Annotated in this window: 20 protein-coding genes; 6 read left to right on the plus strand and 14 right to left on the minus strand. The window is 52.4% G+C overall.

Annotated elements, in window-relative coordinates:
* Positions 1 to 13 precede the first annotated feature (13 nt).
* Positions 14 to 1,222 carry a glycine C-acetyltransferase gene (gene kbl, locus EHT25_RS12740; protein WP_124875009.1) on the minus strand — a complete coding sequence of 403 codons (1,209 nt, stop codon included), beginning with the start codon at positions 1,220 to 1,222 and terminating at the stop codon, positions 14 to 16.
* 4 nt (positions 1,223 to 1,226) lie between these two features.
* Complete coding sequence (locus EHT25_RS12745) at positions 1,227 to 2,189, minus strand: NAD-dependent epimerase/dehydratase family protein (RefSeq protein ID WP_124875011.1); 963 nt, start codon at positions 2,187 to 2,189, stop codon at positions 1,227 to 1,229.
* A 213-nt stretch (positions 2,190 to 2,402) separates the two neighbouring features.
* Here EHT25_RS12745 and EHT25_RS12750 point away from each other — a divergent pair, with 213 nt between their 5' ends.
* Positions 2,403 to 2,867 (plus strand): Lrp/AsnC family transcriptional regulator, encoded by a 465-nt coding sequence (locus tag EHT25_RS12750; protein ID WP_124875013.1) that lies wholly within the window; start codon positions 2,403 to 2,405, stop codon positions 2,865 to 2,867.
* On the opposite strand, the gene EHT25_RS12755 is transcribed toward EHT25_RS12750, so the two are convergent.
* On the minus strand, positions 2,861 to 3,478 hold the full coding sequence (locus EHT25_RS12755) for a trimeric intracellular cation channel family protein (RefSeq protein ID WP_124875015.1): 618 nt from the start codon (positions 3,476 to 3,478) through the stop codon (positions 2,861 to 2,863). The genes EHT25_RS12750 and EHT25_RS12755 overlap by 7 nt on opposite strands.
* A 121-nt stretch (positions 3,479 to 3,599) precedes the next feature.
* On the opposite strand from EHT25_RS12755, the gene EHT25_RS12760 reads away from it, so the two are divergent.
* A complete protein-coding gene (locus EHT25_RS12760) occupies positions 3,600 to 4,769 on the plus strand; it encodes a sialidase family protein (RefSeq protein ID WP_124875017.1) in 1,170 nt (389 codons plus the stop codon).
* Between the two features lie 371 nt (positions 4,770 to 5,140).
* Here EHT25_RS12760 and EHT25_RS12765 read toward each other — a convergent pair whose 3' ends face one another.
* From EHT25_RS12765 to EHT25_RS12785, 5 genes are all read right to left on the minus strand, one after another.
* Complete coding sequence (locus tag EHT25_RS12765; RefSeq protein WP_124875019.1) at positions 5,141 to 6,607, minus strand: glycoside hydrolase family 28 protein; 1,467 nt, start codon at positions 6,605 to 6,607, stop codon at positions 5,141 to 5,143.
* 28 nt (positions 6,608 to 6,635) lie between these two features.
* On the minus strand, positions 6,636 to 7,595 hold the full coding sequence (locus tag EHT25_RS12770; protein WP_124875021.1) for a nitrilase family protein: 960 nt from the start codon (positions 7,593 to 7,595) through the stop codon (positions 6,636 to 6,638).
* A gap of 244 nt (positions 7,596 to 7,839) precedes the next feature.
* Positions 7,840 to 9,861: an SUMF1/EgtB/PvdO family nonheme iron enzyme gene (locus tag EHT25_RS12775; RefSeq protein WP_124875023.1), complete on the minus strand. Its 2,022-nt coding sequence runs from the start codon at positions 9,859 to 9,861 to the stop codon at positions 7,840 to 7,842.
* Between the two features lie 150 nt (positions 9,862 to 10,011).
* Positions 10,012 to 10,983 carry a dihydrodipicolinate synthase family protein gene (locus EHT25_RS12780; protein ID WP_124875025.1) on the minus strand — a complete coding sequence of 324 codons (972 nt, stop codon included), beginning with the start codon at positions 10,981 to 10,983 and terminating at the stop codon, positions 10,012 to 10,014.
* Positions 10,984 to 11,141: 158 nt separating this feature from the next.
* Positions 11,142 to 12,740, minus strand: a complete 1,599-nt coding sequence (locus EHT25_RS12785) for a sodium:solute symporter family protein (protein ID WP_124875027.1) — start codon at positions 12,738 to 12,740, stop codon at positions 11,142 to 11,144.
* A gap of 234 nt (positions 12,741 to 12,974) precedes the next feature.
* Here EHT25_RS12785 and EHT25_RS12790 point away from each other — a divergent pair, with 234 nt between their 5' ends.
* The 4 genes from EHT25_RS12790 (at position 12,975) to EHT25_RS12805 (ending at position 16,904) form a co-directional block, all read left to right on the plus strand.
* Positions 12,975 to 13,841, plus strand: a complete 867-nt coding sequence (locus EHT25_RS12790) for an AraC family transcriptional regulator (protein WP_124875029.1) — start codon at positions 12,975 to 12,977, stop codon at positions 13,839 to 13,841.
* 129 nt (positions 13,842 to 13,970) lie between these two features.
* The gene (locus EHT25_RS12795) at positions 13,971 to 15,341 is read left to right on the plus strand and encodes a DUF3748 domain-containing protein (RefSeq protein WP_221622271.1); all 1,371 of its coding nucleotides are present in this window, start codon (positions 13,971 to 13,973) and stop codon (positions 15,339 to 15,341) included.
* 12 nt (positions 15,342 to 15,353) lie between these two features.
* Positions 15,354 to 15,890: a hypothetical protein gene (locus EHT25_RS12800; protein ID WP_124875031.1), complete on the plus strand. Its 537-nt coding sequence runs from the start codon at positions 15,354 to 15,356 to the stop codon at positions 15,888 to 15,890.
* 144 nt (positions 15,891 to 16,034) lie between these two features.
* Entirely contained in the window at positions 16,035 to 16,904 is an 870-nt protein-coding gene (locus tag EHT25_RS12805; RefSeq protein WP_124875033.1) for an FtsZ/tubulin family protein, read from the plus strand.
* Here the strand turns inward: EHT25_RS12805 and EHT25_RS12810 are convergent.
* From EHT25_RS12810 to EHT25_RS12835, 6 genes are all read right to left on the minus strand, one after another.
* Positions 16,870 to 17,418, minus strand: a complete 549-nt coding sequence (locus EHT25_RS12810) for a GyrI-like domain-containing protein (protein WP_124875035.1) — start codon at positions 17,416 to 17,418, stop codon at positions 16,870 to 16,872. The two genes, EHT25_RS12805 and EHT25_RS12810, sit on opposite strands and share 35 nt — an antisense overlap.
* A gap of 38 nt (positions 17,419 to 17,456) precedes the next feature.
* Positions 17,457 to 17,942, minus strand: a complete 486-nt coding sequence (locus EHT25_RS12815) for a methyltransferase family protein (protein WP_124875037.1) — start codon at positions 17,940 to 17,942, stop codon at positions 17,457 to 17,459.
* A gap of 26 nt (positions 17,943 to 17,968) precedes the next feature.
* The gene (locus EHT25_RS12820) at positions 17,969 to 18,421 is read right to left on the minus strand and encodes a PIN domain-containing protein (protein WP_124875039.1); all 453 of its coding nucleotides are present in this window, start codon (positions 18,419 to 18,421) and stop codon (positions 17,969 to 17,971) included.
* On the minus strand, positions 18,418 to 18,621 hold the full coding sequence (locus EHT25_RS12825) for a hypothetical protein (protein WP_124875041.1): 204 nt from the start codon (positions 18,619 to 18,621) through the stop codon (positions 18,418 to 18,420). The genes EHT25_RS12820 and EHT25_RS12825 overlap by 4 nt, the downstream gene beginning before the upstream one ends.
* 114 nt (positions 18,622 to 18,735) lie before the next feature.
* Entirely contained in the window at positions 18,736 to 19,992 is a 1,257-nt protein-coding gene (locus EHT25_RS12830) for an alpha/beta hydrolase family protein (protein WP_229311559.1), read from the minus strand.
* A gap of 72 nt (positions 19,993 to 20,064) precedes the next feature.
* Positions 20,065 to 22,923 carry a family 78 glycoside hydrolase catalytic domain gene (locus EHT25_RS12835; protein WP_124875045.1) on the minus strand — a complete coding sequence of 953 codons (2,859 nt, stop codon included), beginning with the start codon at positions 22,921 to 22,923 and terminating at the stop codon, positions 20,065 to 20,067.
* Positions 22,924 to 23,049: the final 126 nt, after the last annotated feature.

Below are 23,049 nucleotides of genomic sequence, written 5' to 3' on the forward strand. Positions count from 1 at the left end.
TTCCTATCAAAAGTTAAGCACCAATCGGTTGTTCCGCCGGAATCACGCCCAGTTCCCGCCCGATTTTCGTAAAGGCAGTCACGGCTTTCTCCAGGTGTTCCGGTTCATGACCCGCCGAAATCTGTACCCGAATTCGGGCTTTGCCTTTCGGTACTACCGGGTAGAAGAAACCGATGACGTAAATCCCTTCGTCCAGCAACCGGGCCGCAAATTCCTGCGCCAGTGGTGCGTCGTACAGCATGATCGGGACAATCGGGTGTTCACCCGGCAGAATATCGAAACCGGCGGCTGTCATGGCTTCGCGGAAAAACCGGGTGTTGGACTCCAGCTTGTCGCGCAGGGCCGTCGACGATCGTAAAATATCCAGCACTTTCAGCGACGCACCCACAATGGCCGGAGCCAGTGTGTTTGAGAACAGGTAGGGACGTGAGCGTTGCCGCAGCAAATCGACGATCTCTTTCCGGGCCGCCGTAAAACCGCCCGACGCGCCACCGAGGGCTTTGCCATAGGTGCCGGTGATGATGTCGATCCGACCGAAAACATTCCGGTATTCGGGCGTTCCGCGACCGGTTTTGCCCAGAAAACCGCTGGCGTGGCATTCGTCTACCATCACCATCGCACCATATTGATCCGCCAGATCACAGATTTTATCGAGCTGAGCAATCGTGCCATCCATCGAGAACGCGCCATCCGTCACGATCAGTTTCCGTCGGCTGCCCGAAGCGGCTCTCAACTGCGTTTCCAGATCGGCCATGTCGTTGTGTTTGTAGCGGAACCGCTGGGCTTTGCACAGCCGGATGCCGTCGATGATCGACGCGTGGTTCAGTTCGTCGGAAATGATAGCGTCTGTTTCGCTCAGAAGCGGTTCAAATACCCCACCATTGGCGTCGAACGCGGCCGCGTACAGAATGCAGTCTTCGGCGCCGACAAACTCGGCGGTTTTCCGTTCCAACTCCTTGTGAATGTCCTGCGTGCCGCAAATAAACCGCACCGACGACATACCAAAGCCGTGGGTATCCAGCGTTTCGTGGGCCGCTTTGATCACGTCGGGATGCGACGACAGCCCCAGGTAATTGTTGGCGCAGAAGTTTAACACCTCGCGTCCACCGTGAATGGCAATCACCGACGACTGGGGCGAAATAATGATCCGTTCGGATTTATACAAACCGGCTTCCCGGATCGCGTCGAGTTCCTGCTGGAGATTTTCTTTAATGGAATACATACGGTTAATGCGTTGGAACAAGGGTGTGATAGATAGTCGAAAGCTGCGTGATCATTTCCTGCGTCATGTGCGGCAGGTCGAATTCCGGTTTCCAGCCCCAGTCGCGCCGGGCCACCGTATCGTCGATGGTCTTGGGCCACGAATCGGCAATGGCCTGTCGGAAATCCGGTTTATACCGGACGTTGAAAGCCGGAAAATAGGTCTGAATCGAGGCCGTTAGTTCGGCGGGCGTAAAACTCATCCCGGCCAGATTATAAGACGTTCGCACCTTGATCCGGTTTTCGGGGGCTTCCATCAGTTCGAGCGTTGCCCGGAGCGCGTCGTCCATGTACATCATCGGCAACATGGTATTTTCGGACAGAAAACAGTCGTACGGTTTTCCCTGCACAGCCGCGTGAAAAATCGCCACGGCGTAATCGGTGGTGCCACCCCCCGGCATCGACTGGTAGCTGATCAGGCCCGGATACCGCAGCGAGCGAACATCCAAACCATAGCGTTTGTGGTAATAAAGCGACCAGTTCTCGGCAGCTACTTTACTGATCCCGTAAACCGTAGCCGGGTCGAGTACGGCCGTCTGGGGCGTTTCGTATTTGGGCGCATCATCGCCAAAAGCCGCAATCGAACTCGGCACAAAAACCTTCCGAATCCGGTGGACGCGGGCTACTTCCAGCACGTTGAGCAGCGTCGCCATGTTCAGGTTCCAGGCCCAGATCGGGTCGCTTTCGCCTTTGGCCGACAGAATGGCCGCGAGGTGATAAATCTGGGTAACCCGGTAACGGCGAACGATGTCGGCCAACTCGTCCGCTTTAGTGGCATCCATCCGTTCAAAAATTCCCTGCTCGTGATCGGGCCGTCGCAGGTCGGCGGCAATGACTGAGCGAGTCCCGTAAATAGCTTGCAGACGGGGCAGCAGTGCCGTTCCGATCTGGCCGTTTGCCCCGATAACTAAGATGGTTTCACGCTTCATGTTTCAGTTGGTTCGAAGTGTAAACGTAACAACGCCAAAACCGGTCGTGTATAAATCGTTCCGGTTTTTATTTATGGTACAAATATAAGTATACCGATTATTTTTGGATATTCGTTCAATAAATCAGATAATATTGTGGTTATTATATAATATTGGAGATATTATTACGGTTTTTGTTAGACAGAAATAACCGGTTTTAGAAAAATTTTCGGCATGGAACAGCTGGACGAAATCGACAAGAAACTGTTGCGGCTTTTGCAGGAAGATGCGAAGCTGACCACCAAGGAATTAGCGGCTCAATTGAGCCTGACCTTATCACCGGTTTACGAGCGAATCAAGCGGCTGGAGAACCTGGGTTTTATCAAACAATACGTAGCGGTTCTGGATAAAAATCTGCTTGGCCAGCCGATCACGACGTTTTGCCAGGTGTCGATGCGCTACCACGACAAGGCGTTTATCGACAAGTTTGAGGAAGAAATCAAGAAGCTGGAGGAGGTGCAGGAATGCTACCACATGGCGGGGCAGGTCGATTTTCTGCTCAAAATTCACGTGAGCAGTCTGGAACGGTATCACAATTTTGTGAAATATAAACTATCTGAAATTGAGAATATTGGTACGCTCAATAGCACCTTTGTTCTGAAAGAAATCAAGCACGATCTGGGTTATCCGATTCACTGATTGCCAATGCGGGGGAGCGTCCAGTTGTTACGGATGGCCAACAGACGGATGATGGTAATGCTGGCGGCTGAAATCAGGAAATTAATAGTGGGATCAATCGCCAGCTCTCTCCCCAGCACGTAAAGCAGCGCACCCATCAGGCAAGCCGTGGCATACACGTGTTTTTCAAAGATCAAAGGAATGTCATTCACCAGGGTGTCGCGCAGAACACCGCCAAACAGGGCCGACATCACCCCCAATAAGACGGCCGCCCAGTTATTGACGTTCAGACTCAACGCTTTCTGTAAGCCGAGGATGGTATAAATGCCGATGCCAAGGGTATCAAAAAAAAGCAACGGGCGCCGAAGCTGACCAAACCACCAGCGTCGGCCGACGATGGCAATACCCACTCCCATCATGATGACGATGATGTAGTTGGGGTCACGAATCCAGAAAATGGGGTAAGCACCCATGATGATATCACGGGTCGTTCCTCCGCCGACCGCCGTTAGAAATCCGATAAAAGAGATTCCAAACAGATCGTGGTACACCTTTTTGCTCAAGGCGGAAAGTGCCCCGGAGATGGCAAAGATGCTCGTGCCGATGAGGTCGATGAGATACCAGTTGCTCATGCTTCAAAGGAAACACTTTTCCCGGAAATGAAGGCAAATTTGTCTCGTTTAACGCCAAAACCAGTCTTGGATTCTAAAGCCGGACAACCTATCTTCGGTAATTCGACCCTCCTGAACCACCATGCTCCACTCGTTTCTTCTCGCCATCAGTTTATGGCTCAACCCAACGGTTTTACCCGACCAAAAACCGCCTGTCGCTGAAACCACCATTTTCCAGAGCGGGGAAGATGGGTATAAATGCTTCCGGATTCCGGCCATTGTGAAAGCGCCGAACGGAAACCTGCTGGCGTTTGCGGAAGGTCGCCGGAAAGATTGCGATGACTTCGGTGATATCGACATCGTCATGCGGATCAGCCCGGACAACGGCCAGACCTGGGGACCGCTGCAAATTGCCGCCGACAACGGGAGTTTGCAGGCCGGAAATCCGGCTCCTGTTTTCGATCTGACCGACAAAAATTTCCCGCAGGGACGCCTGTTTCTGGTTTATAATACCGGCGTCATGTCGGAAAGTGAATTGCGGAAGGGCGGAGGCATTCGGGAAATCTGGTATAAAACCAGCACCGACGGCGGGCAAACCTGGGCGGATGCCGTGAATATTACGACGCAGGTTTCCAAGCCCCACCAGCCCGATGTGAACCCGGCGTATGCGTTTTCCGAAGACTGGCGGTGGTACGCCAATACGCCCGGCCACGCGTTGCAGATGAAAAAAGGCCGCTACAAAGGCCGGATTTTTGTTGCGGCCAACCACACCGCCGGTGCGGAGCAGCCCCAGTTTCGCGATTGCCGGGCGCACGGTTTCTACTCCGACGATCACGGGAAAAGCTGGAAGCTGACCCCGGATGTCGCGTATCCGGGCAGCAACGAAAGCACAGCCGCCGAAACCTCGGACGGCGGTTTGCTGATCAACAGCCGGAACCAGTCGGGTGACGCGAAAAACCGCCTGCTGTCGTTTTCAAAAACCGCCGGAGAAAGCTGGGAACCGGTGCGGATCGCGACCGACTTGCCCGACCCGGTTTGCGAAGGAAGCATGATCGATTACCAACCCAGCCGCCGGAAAACCGTGCTGCTGTTTTCGAATCCCAACAGTCCGAAAACCCGGACGAACATGACGGTTCGGGTCAGTACCGACGATGGCAAAACCTGGTCGGGCGGCAAGGAAATTTACAGCGGTTCGTCGGCCTATTCCGATCTGGTGATTCAGAAAGACGGTACCATCGGAATTGTGTACGAAAAAGACAGGTATAGTAAGATTGTCTACACCCACTTTTCGTACAACTGGCTGATTGAGTGAGTATCAACGCGAACTATGGAATTGTTGGCCGCGTAGCGGACTGATATTTGTAGCCTAAAGACAGCCCGATTCCTTCCGCGTGCCTTTAGGCACGCAATCTCCTGCATCTGTTGCGTGCCTGATTGATTTAAGCAAAATAACCGCCGGATTCATATTTTGATTTATCAGCCCACTGCTTTAGCTGTGGGAAATTGAAACGCAACCGAATCATAGCAGAACCGTTTTAACGGTTTCTGGCCAATAAAACCGTTAAAACGGTTCTGCTAGCAGGGGGATTTTTCGTTTTACCCACAGCTAAAGCAGTGGGCTGATAAACATTCAGTTCGGCGGTTATTTTGTTTAAATCAATTCGGGGATTTAGGGGTAATGTGCTACTTTCCCGGCAGTGTAATCCCGCTGGACTGGTTGACAAAAACCGGGGCTTTTTTTCGGTCAGGATCGCTGATCGTCATGGGCGTTAAACTGGCCTGTTTCACGTCGTCGAGGACCACGGCGGGGCGGTAATCCTTTTTCTGGCAGATCAGCCGGACGTTTTCAAACTTGATGTTTTGGGCGTGCCGCAGGTAAAAACCCCAGGCAGGTAATTCGCCAAACATCGAGAAATCCGGGTAAGCTGTCGGTTTTTCGGGTACTTTGTCGAGGGCCGTGAGCGGCACGTTGGCGAACGAGGCCGAACCGCCACCGGGCTGAATGATTTCGACGTTTTTTAGCGTCACATTGTTTACCAGCGCATCGGGCATCCCGACGATTGAGGAAGGGGAAACGTTGCGGGGCATGTCTTCAATCGGCCCTTCGTATTCGTAACCGGCATCGGCCTTCGTTGCGGGCACTTCGACGCGGATGTTGGTCAGCCGGACGTTTTCCAGCCGCCCTTTCTTGCCTTTCACGCGTTCGCCGATGCGCAGAAAAATCGCATTTCCCGTGTTGATGGCTTCCAGGCTGTCGATTTCCACGTTTTCGATAAAACCGCCATCGACGGCTTCGAGCGCGATAGCCGAGCGGTAGGTGTCGTAGACCTTGATCCGGCGCATGTTGATATTCCGAAAACCACCGTAGCTGGCCGTGCCAAATTTGATGGCGTTGGCGCTGGACCGGATCGTGCAGTTGCGGACGTAAATGTTCTCACAAACCTTCGTCGCGTCGTGCGATTTCAGGCAAATCCCGTCGTCGTCCGAATCAATGTACGAATTGGTTACGCTGACGCTGTCGCAATCCACCAGATCGATGCCGTCGTTGTTCCAGTAGGCTTTGCTGTCGACCGAAATGCCGTCGAGCTGCACGTTTTTACACTGGTCGTAAATCTGCACCCAACTGGCCGAATTTTTGAGCGTAACACCCTGCACTTTAACGCGTTGGTTGCCCCGGAAATAGATCAAAACCGCCCGGGCTTCGGCTTCGGGCCGGTCGAAGCGAAACTGATCCTTGATGAGTCCTTTCTGGATCATGGTGATGACGTTGCGGGCCAGATACCGCCCCTGCCCGTCGATGATGCCTTTGCCGGTGATAGCGATATTCTGCTGATTTTCCGCGAATACAAGGGCCGTCCAGACATGCCGGTCGTAATCGAACGGATTCAGCGATCCGAGTAAAACCGCTCCTTCTTCCAGGTGCAGCGTCACATTGGATTTCAGGTGAATCGAACCGGTCAGAAACCGCCCGACATTGAACACCAGCCGACCCCCGCCATTCTGGTGAATGTGGTCGATGGCGTACTGGATCGAACGCGTGTTGAGCGTAGCGCCATCTGAATAAATACCAAACAGTGAAACCGGGTAATCTTTGGCCTGAAGGCTAAATGTCGTTAAAATGAAAAAGAGGAAGGTGCAGACAACTTTCATGAACAGTTGGGTTTAGGAAAAATAGAAATCAGGATGAGGGATCGGGTTGGAGCCAGACTACTTTTTGTTCGGATTGGTGCGGCTGTCCGATAATGTCGCGGTAAAGCTCGGGCCGGCGGGCCTGTTTGTAGCGAAAACCGCCCGCCATGGTCAGCTTTTCCGGTGTGCAGGTGGCAATCACAAAATCGTTGTCAAGCTTGCGGCATTCGGCCAGAACGTCGCCGAACGGATCAATGATCATGGAACAACCGTTTTTGAGCTGGTCGTCGTCCATGCCGATCGGGTTGGAGAAAACCACGTAAATGCCGTTGTCGTAGGCCCGCGCGGGCAGCCATTTCATCAGCCACGAACGGCCTTTCATGCCGTCGAATTCCAGTCGCAGCGAGGTAGGATCGTTCTCCCGGTTTTTCCAGAGCGCCGGATCGACAAAACCGGCGCCGGGGCGCGTCGAGGGCGTACACATCGTCACGTGCGGCATGAAAATGATGTCGGCACCGAGCAGCGTAGTGGCCCGGACGTTCTCGATGATGTTGTTGTCGTAGCAGATCAGCATACCGCATTTCCAGCCTTTGATCTCAAAAACGACGTATTGATCGCCCGGCAGCAGGTGCGGATTGATGAACGGGTGCAGTTTGCGGTATTTGGCAACCAGCCCGTTTTCGTCGACGCAGACGTACGGTTTGTACAGGCGATCCTGATCGTCTTTTTCGAACAAACCCGACAGAATGACAATCTGGTGTTCGCGGGCGATGGCGGTCAGGGCCTGAATGCTTTCTCCACCCGGCACGAACTCGGCAATGTCCAGCATTTGCTCGCGCGACAGATGCCGGGCGTGGGTGTAGCCCGTGATCGAGCACTCGTGAAAAGCGATGACATCGGCACCCTGTTGGGCGGCCTGCGCGGCCAGTTGGCGAATGATCGAACGGTTGTAGGCTTTATCCCCGTTGTGGTGTTCAAACTGGGCGGTGGCAATGCGAAGCGGTTTCATCGTGCAAAAGTAAGATAGAATCCTATTTCTACCACCAGAAAATGACAGTTGGCCGATTCCGGGAAAAGGATAAAGTGTTTTTTATTAGCCCACGGTTTGAACCGTGGGTGCGGAGCGGATGGTTATCTGTGTTTGGAACCGTTTTAACGGTTTTGAGATCCTGAAACCGTTAAAACGGTTTTCGCCATCCCATTTTGTTTTTGTGAACCCACGGTTTAAACCGTGGGCTGATAATTAGGAGCGATTATTGTTTGGCGGCTTCGGCCAGCATCTTTTGCTGCAGCCACGCCAGATTAAACCGGTAATGAATGCTGCTGCTGATCAGGTGAATCACATTGTCCGGGGTTTGCGTGAGGGCCAGGTACCCGCGCGGTTCGGCGTTGGTGGCATTCATTTCAAAAGCCCCCGTCCAGGCACCTCCGTTGAGGTAGCGATATTTCCCGTCGGTCAGGAGCTTCTTGACCGGCCAGGTTTTGCCTTCATCAAACGACAAAGCCGCGTACATGCCGTAGCCTTTGACCGATTTTCCGCTGGCTTCGGTGAAAAGCATGCCTTTTTTGCTTTCGTCGGGCTCTTCGGGATGGTGGGTGAACGCGATCAGCATTAGCGGGCCTTCGTTCAATCGACGGAGAATTAATCGTTGCCCGCCCGCAATCGGCGGAAATTCCGAAGGCGAATACGTCCAGGTTTTGCCCATATCTCTGGAAATACTCATCGGCATTTTTGCGATTCCATCCGCACCGGAAACATTGTCGTTACGCCCCAGCGCCATCAGACGCCCGTCTTTCAACTGCGTAACACCCGCGTGAATTCCGGCAATCAAACCGCCGGATGCCCCCGTTTTATAGTCCGGTTTTTGCGGATCGGTATACGGAGCTACCCAGGTTTTGCCACCGTCTTTGCTGACGTGAACCGCCGTTCCGCCCGTGGGTCCCGCGTCGGCATCACACGCCTGAACGAGCCAGCCTTCCTGCGTCTGGAATAAACCGGCAATGACCTGATGCCGCTTTTCGTGTTCCGGCGCCACCAGTTTCGGGGCCGACCAGGTCGCACCGTTGTCGCGACTGGTGCGCAGCGCCATCGCCAGATTCTGCCAGTCTCCGCTGGCTTCGACGCCGTTCAGGTGGTAGAGTGTTCCTTTCCCATCGTGGAAAAGCGAACTGCCCGTCATGTTGCGATCCGGCACCTTAAAAAACTCGGACGGCGCATCCCACTTTTGCTGTCCGGCCCGTAAGCGGCTGGCTACCACAGTCATTTCGCGCCCGGATTCCTTTTCGGTCGAGAACCAGATCGCCAGCAAATCACCGTTCGGCGCCCAGGTAATGGCCGGTTGGTGGTTGTGCGAATAATACGGAACGCCCGCGTCGCAGGCTGGTTTGTTGACGTACCGAATCGGTTCCAGAAAAACCGGTTGCGTGGCTGAAACGGTTTTCCAGGCGAACGGTTTTTGTGAAACATTCTGCGCGTTGGCTTTCGGGGGAATGGCCGGAAGCGGCTGGCTGACCGGTTTTTCGGCCTGAACCACCCGGAAACCCACCAGCCAGTGTTTGTCTTCGGGAATCATGCCCAGCCGGTTGGTCGCCCGCAAATAGTTCATCGGGGTGCCGTGGCTGCCTCCGCGCGTCACCCGATACAAACCGGAAGCCCGGCCCACCGGATCGCGTTGCTCGGCGGCTTCGTAGGGGCCGTACCAATCCGAACACCATTCTTCGACGTTGCCGTGCATATCCTGCAAACCAAACTGATTCGCCGGATTCTGGCCCACTTTTAACGAAACAACGACGGGCGTGCGGTCGGTTTTCTGGCTCTTCTGGTAACTTGCGGGCAAAAACCGCCCGGTTGAAAAGTCGGTGACGGTTCCGGCGTGGCAGGCGTATTCCCACTCGGCTTCGGTCGGCAGTCGATACGGTTTTCCTTCTTTTTTACTGAGCCATTCGCAAAACGCTACCGCTTCGGAGTAATTCACGAAAATAACCGCTTCATCGTCGTCTTTCGAAAAACCGGCCTTTCCACGGAGTTTTTTGTGCTCCGGGTCAAAGGCTTCGTATTGCGCATTCGTCACTTCGGTCGCGGCCATGCGGAACGGTTTACTAATGGAAACGCGGTGAACGGGCGCTTCGTCGGCATTTTCGCCTTCGCCTTCCGAACCCATGTAGTATCGCCCGGCCGGAATCGTCACCAGCTTCATGCCCACGGAATTGGTTTCCTGCGCGTGGGCGGTTACGGACCCTAGAACGGATAAAACCAGCAGAAAAGAATATTTCATAGAATGGATTGATAAGAAGAATAGGAACACGGCCGGGTCGCCGTTGCGATTTAGCGGATGGAACGGATTTACACAGATTTTAATCCGCGCGAATCCGTTCCATCCGCTAAATCGCAACGGCGACCCGGCCGTGTTCCTATCCGGTTTTATTTATTCGATCAGTTTTCCCACAAAAACCGACTCAATGCCCACTTCCAGTTGAAGCTGATTGGCGGTTTCGACCAGCGCGTCCATGTCGTTCTGTAATTCCGTCGTCAGCAGGCCGACGTCCCGGCGGGTGTAGAGCGAAATCGGCAGTCCGCGTTTTTGCAGGGTGTATTTTGCAATGGTCGGGTAGGCGGTATGCACCAGATCCATGCAATCGACAAAGAATTGCTGCACCCGATTGACGTCATCCTGCCGGTCGGCATTGTCGTAGTTAGCGGCCAGCCAAACGATCAGTTCCGGGAATTCGTTGCCCTGGATACACGACAAACCGGCGGCTCCGGCCCGCAGCGACGACACCGCGTTGACCATGTACGCATCGTATAATCCAAACTTGTAACCCGAACCAACGGCAATCCGGCGGGCCACTTCGGCTTCGTCCAGGCAGGTGTCTTTGTGGTAAATGAGTCGTCCGGTGGGGAGTAGTTCTTTCAGAATGTCGCTGTTGATCAGGCGCTTATATGGGACCGGGCATTCGTAGAAACCGAGCGGAATGGTGTCGGTTAAGGCGATCAGCTCGTGCATCCGTTCCAGAAAAACCGCATCGGATTCGTCGGCATCGGCAATCAGGCTGGTAATTACGATAACCGCCTGGACACCCGTCTCATAAATGCGCTTGATGAAGTCAGCCTGTTGGGCAATCGGACCGCCGAAGGTTCCGGTGGCAACCACCGGCACGCGCCCCGCCGTCTGATCGACAACGAGTTTGGTCACCGCCAGTCGTTCATCTTCCGTCAGTTCGTACATTTCGCTGGACAGGCAGTTGGCAAATAGCCCCGCAGCCCCGGCTTCGATGTAGAATTCGGTCAATTGGGCGAGCGTCGCGCTATCGACGGCACCGGTTTCCTGAAAAGGAGTGAGCATGACGGGGATGAAACCGCGTGGTAACGATCCGGCAGAAGGTGTAGAGGAAGACATAGTGAAAGAGAATAAAAAATAACTTCACCCTGTCCACCGCCCTTCTGGAAGGGCGGTGGGGACGGGCTGGGCAATGGAGTTAGGGTTTAGAAACAGAACTTTTAAATTGGGTTAGTTAAGCGGTTTAGGAATAGATAAAAACGGGTATCAGGAATAATCTATAGTTTAACGACCGTATTTTTTGGGTTGATTTCAGAAATCGGTTCTCCTTTTTGGCCACGAAGCCGGGTCAAAATAAGACCAACCAGAAAAATCGTCAGCGTACCGACCACCATAATCATATTCGGGTGAAACGTGCTGCGAATGAAGGCGTATTCGTCGGGAATCTGGGGCGAGAAGGTCATCCAGACGATGACGAGTAGACCGATGACTGTAGCCGTCAGCGCTTCCGTATTCCGGGTTTGCCGGGAAATCATGCCCAGCAAAAACAGCCCCAGCATACCACCCGCGAAAATACCGGACAGCATCCACCAGATATCGAGCACGCTTTTGACGCCAATCATCGCAATGCCGGTGATCATCCCCAGTACACCGAAAACCGTGGTAGCGATGTATAATAACCGCAGCGATTGACCGTCCGTCAGCTTCGGATTCAGATACCGCTGGTAAATATCGACCGAAAAAACCGTGGCCGATGCGTTCATGCTGGAGCTGATGGTGCTCATGGCCGCCGACAGAATGGCCGCGACGATCAGGCCGACCAGACCAGCCGGAACCTTGTTGACCATGAAATGGGGCATCACTTTATCACCGAACTCGGCTGGGCTCAGCGTGGCCGCCAGTTGGCGGATGGCTTCGGGACTGCCGTTGGGCAAGCGTTCGCCCGCAACCTGCATCCGGATGGCGTCGAGCAGTTCGGGATTGTTCAGGTAATAAGCATACAGGCACGAACCGAGCACAAAAAACATCAGCGAAACCGGTACGTACAGGTAGACGCACAACCAGATCGACCGGGTCGCTTCCTTGATGGATGTGGTGGTATGATACCGTTGCACGTAGTTCTGATCCATCCCGAAGTTGTTCAGGTTCATGAAAAAACCGTACAGGAATACGACCCAAAACGTGGCCTGTGAGAAGTTGGGCGAAAAACTACCCAGACTGAATTTGTCGTCGGCTTTGCCAATTTCAATGATTTTGTCGACTCCGCCCGGCATGCCGTCGATCACGAGCCAGAGGATGATCAACGCTCCGGCGGTTTTAATAACACCCTGCACAACCTCCGTCCAGATGACGGCTTCCATGCCACCCATCACCGTGTAAAGAATGATGCAAATGCCGACGACAACCATAATGGTCGCCATCGGATAACCGGTCAGGGCCTGCAGACTGAGGGCGATGCCGAAGAAAATGGAGCCCATGCGGGCCAGTTGGGTTAGCAGAAAGCAAGCGACGGCGTAGGTGCGGGCCCAGGCACCGAAGCGGTGTTCGAGGTGCGTGTAGGCCGAAACTTCGCCGGTATGGCGGTAAAACGGAACGAAAAACCGGGCGGCTACCCAGGCCGAAAGCGGCATGGCGAGACTGAAAACGAACGAATTCCAGTTGCTGCCGAAGGCTTTGCCCGGAACGCCCAGAAAGGTATTGCTGCTCAGAAAAGTCGCGTAAATCGACATCCCGATGGCCCAGCCCGGAATCTTGCCCGATGCTTTGGTGAACTGATCGGCGCTCTTGTTGTTGCGGGAAAAATAAACCCCGACAGCAACCATCCCGACCAGATAGGCAACAATAACCAGCAAATCAACAACGGGAAGTGTTTTCATTCATTTCGATTCAGCTACCGGTTTTCAGGCGAATCCGATTACGATAAATTATAAGAATTATTTTTTGTTCGTCAACAAAAATAAGTGCATCTTTCTTAGCTTGCGAACGCACTTTTATGACTGCACTGGTATTTTATTTCATTTTACTAGCAAAAGTACGACATAAAGTGGCAAGTAGGATGTGGGGTTTTTGCTAATTAATGTACGAATTTATCATGTTCGAGTAATTGAAGAATGAAGGCGCATTTTTACAAAGTACCCGTCAATGCCCAGGACTCGTTCAGCATCCGGCACGACGTTAAATCCAATTTTGGTAACATCTGGCATTATCACCCGGAACTGGAGTTGCATTATGTCATTCGGGGTGAGGGTGTTCGGTTTATCGGCGACGATGTCAGCAATTTTTCGGCGGGGGAGATGCTCCTGGTGGGCGAAAACCTGCCGCACACCTGGCGGTGTAACGAAGCCTATTTTCGGGAAGACCCCGACATGCCAGTCGAAGCGATTGTGATGCAGTTCCGGCCCGATTGCCTGGGCCGAGACTTTCTGAACCTGGTTGAAACCCAACCCATTCGGCGGCTCTACGAAAAGGCGTTGCGGGGCTTGCTGATCAAGGGCGAAACCTGCGAAAAAGTGGCCGACTTGCTGCATAAGGCGGTGGAAGCCAAACCGCTGCACCGGCTGATCGTCCTGTTGTCGATTCTGGAAGTGCTGGCGCAATCCGACGAACTAGAGACGATTACGTCGGAACGGGTTTTCTACCAGTCGAATGAGCTGGAAACCGTGCGACTGAACAAAGTGTATAGCCATACGCTGGCGAATTACGCCCGGGAAATTACCCTCGACGAAATTGCGTCCGTGGCCAACCTCAGCGTGACTTCGTTTTGCCGGTATTTTAAACTGATGACGCACAAAACGTACCACGAGTTTCTGACCGAAATCCGGGTGAGCCACGCCTGTCGGGCGCTGGTCGAGAACAAACTCAGCGCCGAAGCCATCTGCTTTGAGAGCGGTTTTAACAACCTGTCCAACTTTTACCGGCATTTCAAGCGTGTCAAAGGCATTACTCCCCTCGAATACAAGCGAAATTACCTGCAATGAGTGGTACATTGTTTAGGGTTTACGGTATATAATTTACGGTTTTCAGTACACGGTTTACGGTGCGGTTCCCGGCGGGGAACGCACCGTAAACCGTGTACTGAAAACCGTAAACAGAAAACCTTTAATCGTATGAACTTCCGGATCGGCTGGCTCCTCTGTGGAGTGGGCATTCAGGCCTGCGCTCCTAAACCGCATTTGAAAATGAATTTTACTGAACACCAACTGACATTCGACACCAAAGGACACACCATTCACAACAATCAGGCATTTTCACCCTCCGACGAGTGGCTCGTTTACGACACCCGGAATCAGGACGGTGGTATTGGCAGCACGGAAGCCATTGAAATGGTGAGCCTGCAAACCGGCGAAATCCGGTCGCTGTACAAAACCGAACACCAGACCGAATTTGGCCCCGGTGTGGGCGCGGCCACGTTTTCGCCCGTCAAAAACCGGGTGTTGTTTATTCATGGCATTCGCAACGCCAATCAGCAAAAACCGTATGATTTCGACCGCCGGACGGGCGTAGCCATCGACACCGATCAGCCCGGCAAAGCGATTTTCCTGGACGCCCGCGATGTTACTCCGCCTTTTACGCCGGGGGCTTTACGGGGTGGTACGCACGCACACTACTGGAGTGCCGACGGGCAGTGGATCAGCTTTACCTACAACGATTACCCCATCAATCAACTGAGTAAAACCAATCCGGCGGTGAAGGACCTGCGCGTGGTGGGCGTTATGGCCCCACTCGGCAAGGTGAACGTGGCCGACGACGGTTCGCTGGAAAACAATTCGGGGGAGCTGTTTTCAGTTGTGGTAACGAAGGCGACGGAAAACCCGAAACCGGGCAGTGACGAAATCGACAAAGCGTTCGATGAAGGCTGGATTGGCAGCGATGGGTACGTGAAACCGGACGGAACGCGGCAGAAACGCGCCATCGCTTTTCAGGGAAACGTACGGAATAAAGCAGGAAAAACCGTAACGGAAATTTTCGTGGCCGATCTGCCCGATGACCTCACGCAAGCCGCTGACAATCAGCCGCTGGAAGGTACCGAAGCCACCCGGCCGAATCCGCCGAAGGGCGTGACGCAGCGCCGGATTACGTTTACGGAACACGGCGCGGAAGGTCCCCGCCACTGGCTCCGGACGCCCCCCGACGGTTCGGTGATCGGTTTTCTGGCGAAAGATGCCGCCGGAACGATTCAACTATTCGGCGTGTCGCCCAACGGCGGAGCCATCCGGCAACTGACCCAACAGCCGTTCTCGATTCAGACGACGTTCAATTTCAGCCCCGATGGTCGCTGGGTGGCGTATGCCGCCGACAACAGCGTGTTTGTGACGGAGGTCGCAACCGGTGAATTCAAACGCCTGACACCCCGCTCGTCGGACGATGCGAAGCCCCGGAACGGGATCGTATGGTCGAATAAAGGCAATATGATTGGCTACAACCGGTACGTTACGACAGAAAAGGGGCGGTTTTTGCAGTTATTTGTTTTGAAGTAACTTTTAAAGTGGATGCACGAAATGGAAGCGAGTGATCCGATGATTGTTTGCCCGACCTGTCATTGGAGTGGTCGTGAAGCGGATTTGGACATGGATTATTCCCTGTTGGGCGAATATTCCGATCAAACCTGCCCCAAATGCAGCACCGTTCTTCGTACGGTTCGGACCTACCTGACGGCGGAAGAGGCTCAGCAACAGGCCGATGCCGGAAATGTCTGGCTGCAAAACGCGATCAGTTACCAGGATCAAATTAGCCAATCTCAGCTAAAATCAATTGATCAGCTGCCCGATCTGGCCGGAGAAACGGCGCTTGAATTTGTGTGGGAATGCGTCAACATTCCCGAGGAAGGGCGACTCGAACCCATCTGGATTGTGATTCGGCTCAAGAGCGGTGAGCCAATCTGGCGGGAGCGTTCGCATTACGGAAACCGGTATCGCTTCCGGGAGTTTGAAAAGCTTCTGCCGCTGAAATACGGGGAACGGTTTAAATCCATCGAAGTCGATAAAAATGTGCATTCCTATACGTTATTGTATTGGTATGGCGATTAGCGGGTCCAGGGACAATATGGAAGGAAAAAGGCGGTTTTTGCAGTTATTTGTGTTGCAGGAGGGAAAGGAAAGACGGAAGTATCTGCAGGGTACTTTCAAATGGATTTAGTGGATAACTACCTGTTTCATTTCGATCTAAAGTCAATGGAAGACGAAGACTATTTTGCAATCATTGGCATTGGTGCGACCGGCGGAGCGGTTCTGGAGAAAGTATATCAATCAGGAATGCGAAATTGCCGATTTGTGGTTTGCCTGGAGGATGTAACTGCCCTGAACGCATCCTACATTCCTGCCAAAATACGTCTGGCCGGGAACGAAGCAGAGGTTGGCCAGGCTGAACAACGACTAACGGAGGAAATCAGTCGAACGATTGAATCAACCGAACTGGTCTTTATCGTTGCTGAGTTGAACGATGCTGGCATAAGCCGTACGGCCACCCTGGTGGCCCAACAGATTCGGGCTATGAATCGGCGGTGTGTGGCTATTGTGGCAGCCGCTGCCAATCCGGCATTTCCGCTGGCTGTTCCGGATGAGGCTACTTTTCAGGTACTGAGCAGCTTATGCGATGGCCTGATGGCCGTGCGTTCCACAGGCGCTGAACCAGATACGTCTGTTCATGCGATGACCTCGGCCATTCGTGGATTAGTTGCCATGTGCCGGGCCAGTTGGGACACCGTGGATTTTTCGGATGTAGCCTATGTCATGCGCGGCACGGGCCGGATGGCCGTCGTGGAACAGGAAGCGGATGGCGAGCAAAGAAGTGAAGCGGTTTTAGCCGGAATTATCAACCAGTTGGCAGCCTTTCCGTTTGCGCTACGAAGTGTTGATCGGATTCTGTTGCACCTAAGCGGGAGTCCTGCGAACCCGGTACGTATGCGGGAACAATATACGCTGGTGAAAGGGCTGACCGATCAGATCGGGTCACAGCCCCGACTTTTCAAAACGGTTTACAGCGAAGATGGCGCCTTGGAGGATCGGCTTAAAATGACCGTCCTGCTCTGGACGCCGGTGTAACATCAATCAGCGGAACAGGGAACTGGTGTTCCTCTTTGGGTTTTATCGGCACCCAAATCTCCTCTTCCGAAGCCGGGTCGTTATTTTTATAGTTGTAGCCCATTATTTCGAAATGCGGCCGGTTATCAACCACATATTCGGAATTCGGCAGCCAATCGCCAAAAATGAAATGAAACGTATCGGCAAATTCACTGGAGGCACCCTGATAGCGGAAAACCGCATAAAGTCCGCCGGGTAGCGTAAATGCTTCCATTTCGGCGGGAATGGTTTCAAAATCAGCTACTTCAACAGCCGCCCATTTCTCAAATTCAGTAACCGGATTGAAGGTCGAATAATCCAGCGGTTTTTCGTAAACCTGTAAACAGAATAGGTCGGTCGTTACGGCATTGCTGATCTCTTTCCGTCGGGGCATAAAACTGCGCCACAACTCACCGGTTTTGTCGTTGGTCAGCGACATTTTCAGTCGTTTCCCCACCAGTTTCTTTTCCGGTACTTGTTCAATGCGCGGATGCATAGCGGTTTTTTAAATCAAATTCAGATGCCGGAAATTTCTCAGATCCATCGCCTAACCCGTCGGCAGTACGCTTCATAATCTTCCCCAAAATCGTTTCGCAGACGCGGTTCTTCGTGGGTAATGACAAACAGACTGACGGCAATAAACACGGAAATGGTGTACAGCCACAAAGCAACGGATGGGCAGAAAACCGCTTCGCCAATCAGAATGAGCATCACGCCCACGTACATCGGGTTTCGGGAAAACCGGTACAATCCCTTGATGACCAGCCGTTTGGTCGGGTCGGCGGGCGATATCGTTCCCTGACCTTCCGTAGCAAATCGGATGATGCAATGAAACAGAATGATGATTCCCAGCAACCAGATCAGCACTCCGAGATACTGTTGAAATTCAAATGGATTGGAGAATAGAATCTTTACCTTATTTCGGACAAGAAGATAAGGAATTAAACCGGTTACGATGCCGGGTTGGAGCAGCGTGAAGAACAAATTTCGCAAAAGGAGCGATGAGGTGACCGGTTTCATCTTTTGCCGACTTTTCGCTGATATAGTTATTTTTCAGCAAGCTTATTTCTGAGTTTAACCAGTTCCGTCGTATCGTAAACCGTGCGAAAACGCTTTGCCTTCAACCCTGAATAAAGAATTTTATCTCCTGTCCACAAACTACCTTTCAAGTATTTCGTCAAGGCTACAAAATCGATATCATCTTCGTCAATGTCAGCCACTAAATTCTCGGCATTTTTCCAAATGTCTTTGGGAATCAGTTCTTCATTTATGAAAGTTAATTTAGCCAGAAGCTTGTCGTAAGAAGTATCGAGTTGAAGGTCTGTAAGCTTAGAAATCTTTTTGATTTTTGTCCAATGCTTACGTATTTCAAATCGCATATAGTCACTGCTGTAAAACTCAAAGAGGTCATGGGAATTAAAAATCAGGTCGCCAATAGTGCCTTGTGTATTCAAAAGGCATGAGAAAATAATGTTGGTGTCAACAATTATTTTCCTCATTTCAGCAGACGGTTACGGTTTTGCTTCCACCACCCTTTTTTTATTTCTTTAGCCAGTTCATCTACCTGTTCCTGAGTCGCTTTTGAATCGGCGGTTGCTTCTTTATACGTCAAGTAGTCCACAACCCGTTGCAAACCGGTGACATCCACCGAGGCAGGCAGTCGAATAATGACTTCGTTGGCCGTTCGCTCTATTAACATGATTGTGTTTTTTCAATAAAGATAATCCAATTGTCGGAATTGTGGGAAACAGTTGGTGATTTAGCCAAAGAGCTTACAGTTTTTATGCTTAATGCTTTTAACACTTTAACACTTTCACGGTTTCGCATGCCGCATTTCCAGCCCCACCGACGTCCGGGGTTTGAAACCGGCCCAGGGGGTGTCGTTGGAATTTTCGGGCACCATCAGGTATTTCGCGTAGTCGAGCCCTTTGAGATGGATGCCCAGAAAAGCCGTTACAAAATGCTGGTTGATGTTGTTGATCCGGCGCTCGTTCCAGGCCGGTTCCGAAAAATGCTGGTAATCGTCGAGCGGCTGGCCGGGTTTCAGCGTGGCTGCCGGGGGCGGATTGGGCGCCACGTTGTGCCGGGCGTTGACGTAGGTCAGCAAATACCGGTCGGCGTTGACGGCTCCGTCATAAATGGCTTTGATGCCTTTTTCGTAGCCCGACACATCGTCTTTGCTGCCCGCAATAAACAGGCTCGGTCGGGTTAGGCCCGCCAGCCCGTCGGCGTCCCAAACGCCCCGCTCCATGCCCCAGGGCGCAAACGCCACCATCACTTTGATGCGCGGATCGAGCGACGCCTTAAAACCGGGATCGCTTAAGGTCCGGGTTTGCAGCGCCATACTGCCGTTCGCCAGTTGCCCAAAAAACTTCACCGCCTGAGGGCTGTAACCCGCCCCCATGACGTTGAGCGCGCCGTAACCGCCCATCGAATAGCCGATGAGCGCGGTGTTGTCGGTATTGACCAGACCGGCCAGAAAATGGTTCGCATTTTTGGCACTCAGCCGGGCCATTTCATTGAGCACAAACAGATCGTCGAGCGAGCGGTTGAGCAGTGTACTTGGAAAACCGCTCAGATCGCGGTAGGTGGATTCGGTGTGGTCGATGGCAGCGACGACGTAGCCTTTGGAAGCCAGATTTTCAGTCAGATACGTGAGCAGAAGCCGCGAGCCGGGATAACCGTGCGACACGATCACCAGCGGAAACGTGCCTCCAGCGGGGTCCGGTTCGGCGTCGCGCAACGCCCGGCCGCCAAAGGTGTACGGAACCAGCGGCCGTTTGGGATCGTTGGCGCGACCCAGAACTTCCTCATACGTAACGAGTTGGGCTTTCCCGGCGGGAATCTTTGCGGGATACCAGACTTCTACCGTCAGTGGCCGGTCGTAGGTCGGGCTTGTCCCATCCTTCGTATGCAGCACATCGAGCTGCGCTTTGTGGATCAGTTTCAGGGTCCGGACGCCAACACCAAATGAACCCCGGGGCGCCAGTTCAGGCGCATCAGGCAGGAGATCGCCGGGCAGAAAAGCGTCGGAACTGGTCTGGGCCTGGGCCAGTACGGAGACGCCCATCAGCAGAATGAGCAGGCGGTTTTTCAAGAGCTGAACTTGGTTTGCGACTCGGTTGTGGGCCATTGGAAGCGCTTAGTTTTGGGAAGTGAATTGATAAATTCCGGAACCCATTTCGACGTGTAAATAACCGTCTTTGTATTCCTTGACACGAATGGCCGGATTCGTTTTTAATGCTTTTGCCGATTCCAAAACCGTCGCCGGATTCGTTGTCGGAATAAAGACCGTTGCGGTGGTATTGACCGGGATAGTGGTTTTTAACGAAATCGTTGCACCTTCTTTTTTCCAGGCGGTTTCAATCAGCCCGTTGATCGAATGGTACGTCGCTTTCACGGAACCAATTCCTTCAGTGGCAATTTCGGGCCGGATTGTAAACGTTTTATACCCTGCTTCACCCACTCTTAAACCGGCTGCATTACCAAATAACCATTCGTTTACTGAGCCAAAGGCGTAGTGGTTAAAGGAATTCATACCCGAATTATTTTCGAATCCTTTGCCTTTAATGTAACTGTTCCAGCGTTCCCAGATCGTATTCGCGCCGTTGATAACTTCAAATCCCCAGGACGGATATTCCGTGCTTAGCAGCAACCGGTAGGCTTCTTTTGCATGACCGGTTGCTGAAAGGGCGGGCAATAAAGCCTTGAGTCCTAAAAAACCGGTGGCGAGTTTATTATCATTTTCTCTGATCAAATCGACCAGCCAGTTTCCGGCTTTCTGACGGTGTTCCGGCGTCAGCATATGCATGTAAATGGCGTTGGCATAAGCGGTTTGCGTGTGGCCATCAAACCCCGACTTCCCTTCGATGACATACCCTTCGCCATCTCCATAGGCGGCATTATCGGTTTTAAACTGGCCGGTTTTATCCGTGTAATGATTCAAAAAAGCCTGTTTGATTTTGTTAAAAATAGCTTCGTAATAAACCGATTCTTCGGATTTACCAATCGCTTTGGCCATTTCGGACATCAACGAAGCGCAGTAGCCATAATACAGCGTAGCGAGCAGGTCTGGCGGTGTTTTTTTGCCCACTGAAAGCCAGTCGCCGTAGCCGCCTTTGGGCGAAATATCTTCGAAACTGCGCTCTTTATACACGTACTCGCCTTTGCTTTTATCCTCCATAAATTTCAAATATGCCACCATATTCGGCCAGAATTGCCGAATTACCCGCGTGTCGCCGTAGGTTTTGTAAATCGTATACGGACAGACAATGCCCGATTCCGACCAGCCCGGCGAATAGGTATCGGTTTTCCGGACATTGGGCGCGGGCGCGTACAAGGGATACGCATGATTAGCCCGTTGCGCGTCGTTTAAATCCACCAGCCATTTGGTGAAAAACGGCGCAATATCGTTGTTAAATGTAGCTGATTTGATATAGGCCTGCGCGTCACCCGTCCACGCCAGTCGCTCATCGCGTTGCGGACAATCCGTCGGAATATCGAAATAATTCGACCGTTGTGTCCAGACAATATTCTGGTATAACTTGTTGATCATCGGGTTATCAGTTTCCAGCGAACCGGCCTGGGGTGTGGCTGACGTCAGCACAATTCCAGTGATCGCATCCGGCCCCGGTGCGGTTTTAAAACCGCTGGCTTCGACGTATTGAAAACCGTGGTACGTGAATTTAGGTGTCCACGTTTCTCCTTCTTTATTCCCTTTCAGAATATAGGTATCAATGGCCCGTGCTTTCCGTAAATTTTCGGTCATAATAGCTCCATTCGGGAATAACATTTCGCCAAACCGTAACCGAATTGTGTCGCCTTTATTGCCTTTAACGTGCAGCCGAACAACACCCGCGAAGTTTTGTCCCAGATCAAACAGGTATTTACCATCCGCTTTGGGTGTGACGGTTTTTGCTTTTAATTCCTGAAAAACCTGAATCTGATTGCCCGGATACACCTCGATTTTCCGTTCCGCTTTATCGGGATAAACGGTGCTGTTTTTCCAGTTAACATCGGCAAAACCGGGTTTACTCCAGTCTCCAAATTCCAGATTGGCGTTATAGGTTTCGCCATTTAAAATATCCGCTTCCAGAACCGGTCCGTGGCTGGTTTTCCAGCTCTGATCTGTCGCAATCGTTTCTTTTTCGCCGTTTACATAGTCGATTTCGAGCTGGGCTTTCAGCAGCGGAACATCGCCGTAAAAATTCTTCACCACGGGATTGCCAATCAGCAAGGCATAACCCAGATAACCGGCATACCAGCCTTCCGAAACGATGGCGCCCAACGCATTTTTACCGGTTTTTACATCGGCGGTAACGTCGTAGGTCTGGTAATAAACCCGCTTGTTGTAATCCGTCCAGCCGGGTGTAAAATGATCCTTGCCAACGCGTTTTCCGTTGATTTGAAATTCGTACAAACCCAGTGAGGTGACGTACAGGCGAGCTCGTTTAATGGCGGTTTTCAACTGTGTTTCTTTCCGAAAGAAAGGCGCTGGCGGCAAATGATACACGTTTCCTTTTCCCAAAGCCGTGAGGTCATTGCCGATCCAGTCCGCTTTCCAGTCGGCTTTGTTCAGCAAACCCATTTCCCACGTTGCGGTCGAACTCCACGGCCCGGGCTGACCGGTTTTATCCCAACTGCGAACCTGCCAGAAGCATACGGTTCGGGAAGTCATCGGTTTACCGGCGTATTCGATCTGGTTCGTAACGCTGCCACTGGTTTTGGCCGAATTCCAGAGATCGGCTTTGTCGGCAGCCAACAACTCCGGCGACGACGCCACCCGGATCTGGTAGGCGGTTTGCAGTTGTCCCCGAACCGCCGACGTCAATTCCCAGCTTAAGCGGGGTTTGGCCGCATCCACCACCGGATTGGGTTTGTATTCCGTCCGCAGGTTGACGGGTTTTAAATCGGCTGTAACCGCCAATGACGGGTGATAAAAGAAGGTAACAAAAAGCGTAATGACGATTAAATAAGGGGTTGTGGGTTGAACAAATTTCATGATGTAACGAGCGGTTTTTTCCCGTAAAAAGTCTGTAAGGATAAGTCAGCGGGCTTGTTCTGAAAGGGATGCCAATTGATAAAACTACTGCAAAAGAACCGACTAATCCGCTGGAAACGCCGGAAG

It is taken from the genome of Larkinella rosea, from assembly GCF_003858635.1.
Classification (GTDB): Bacteria; Bacteroidota; Bacteroidia; order Cytophagales; family Spirosomataceae; genus Larkinella; species Larkinella rosea.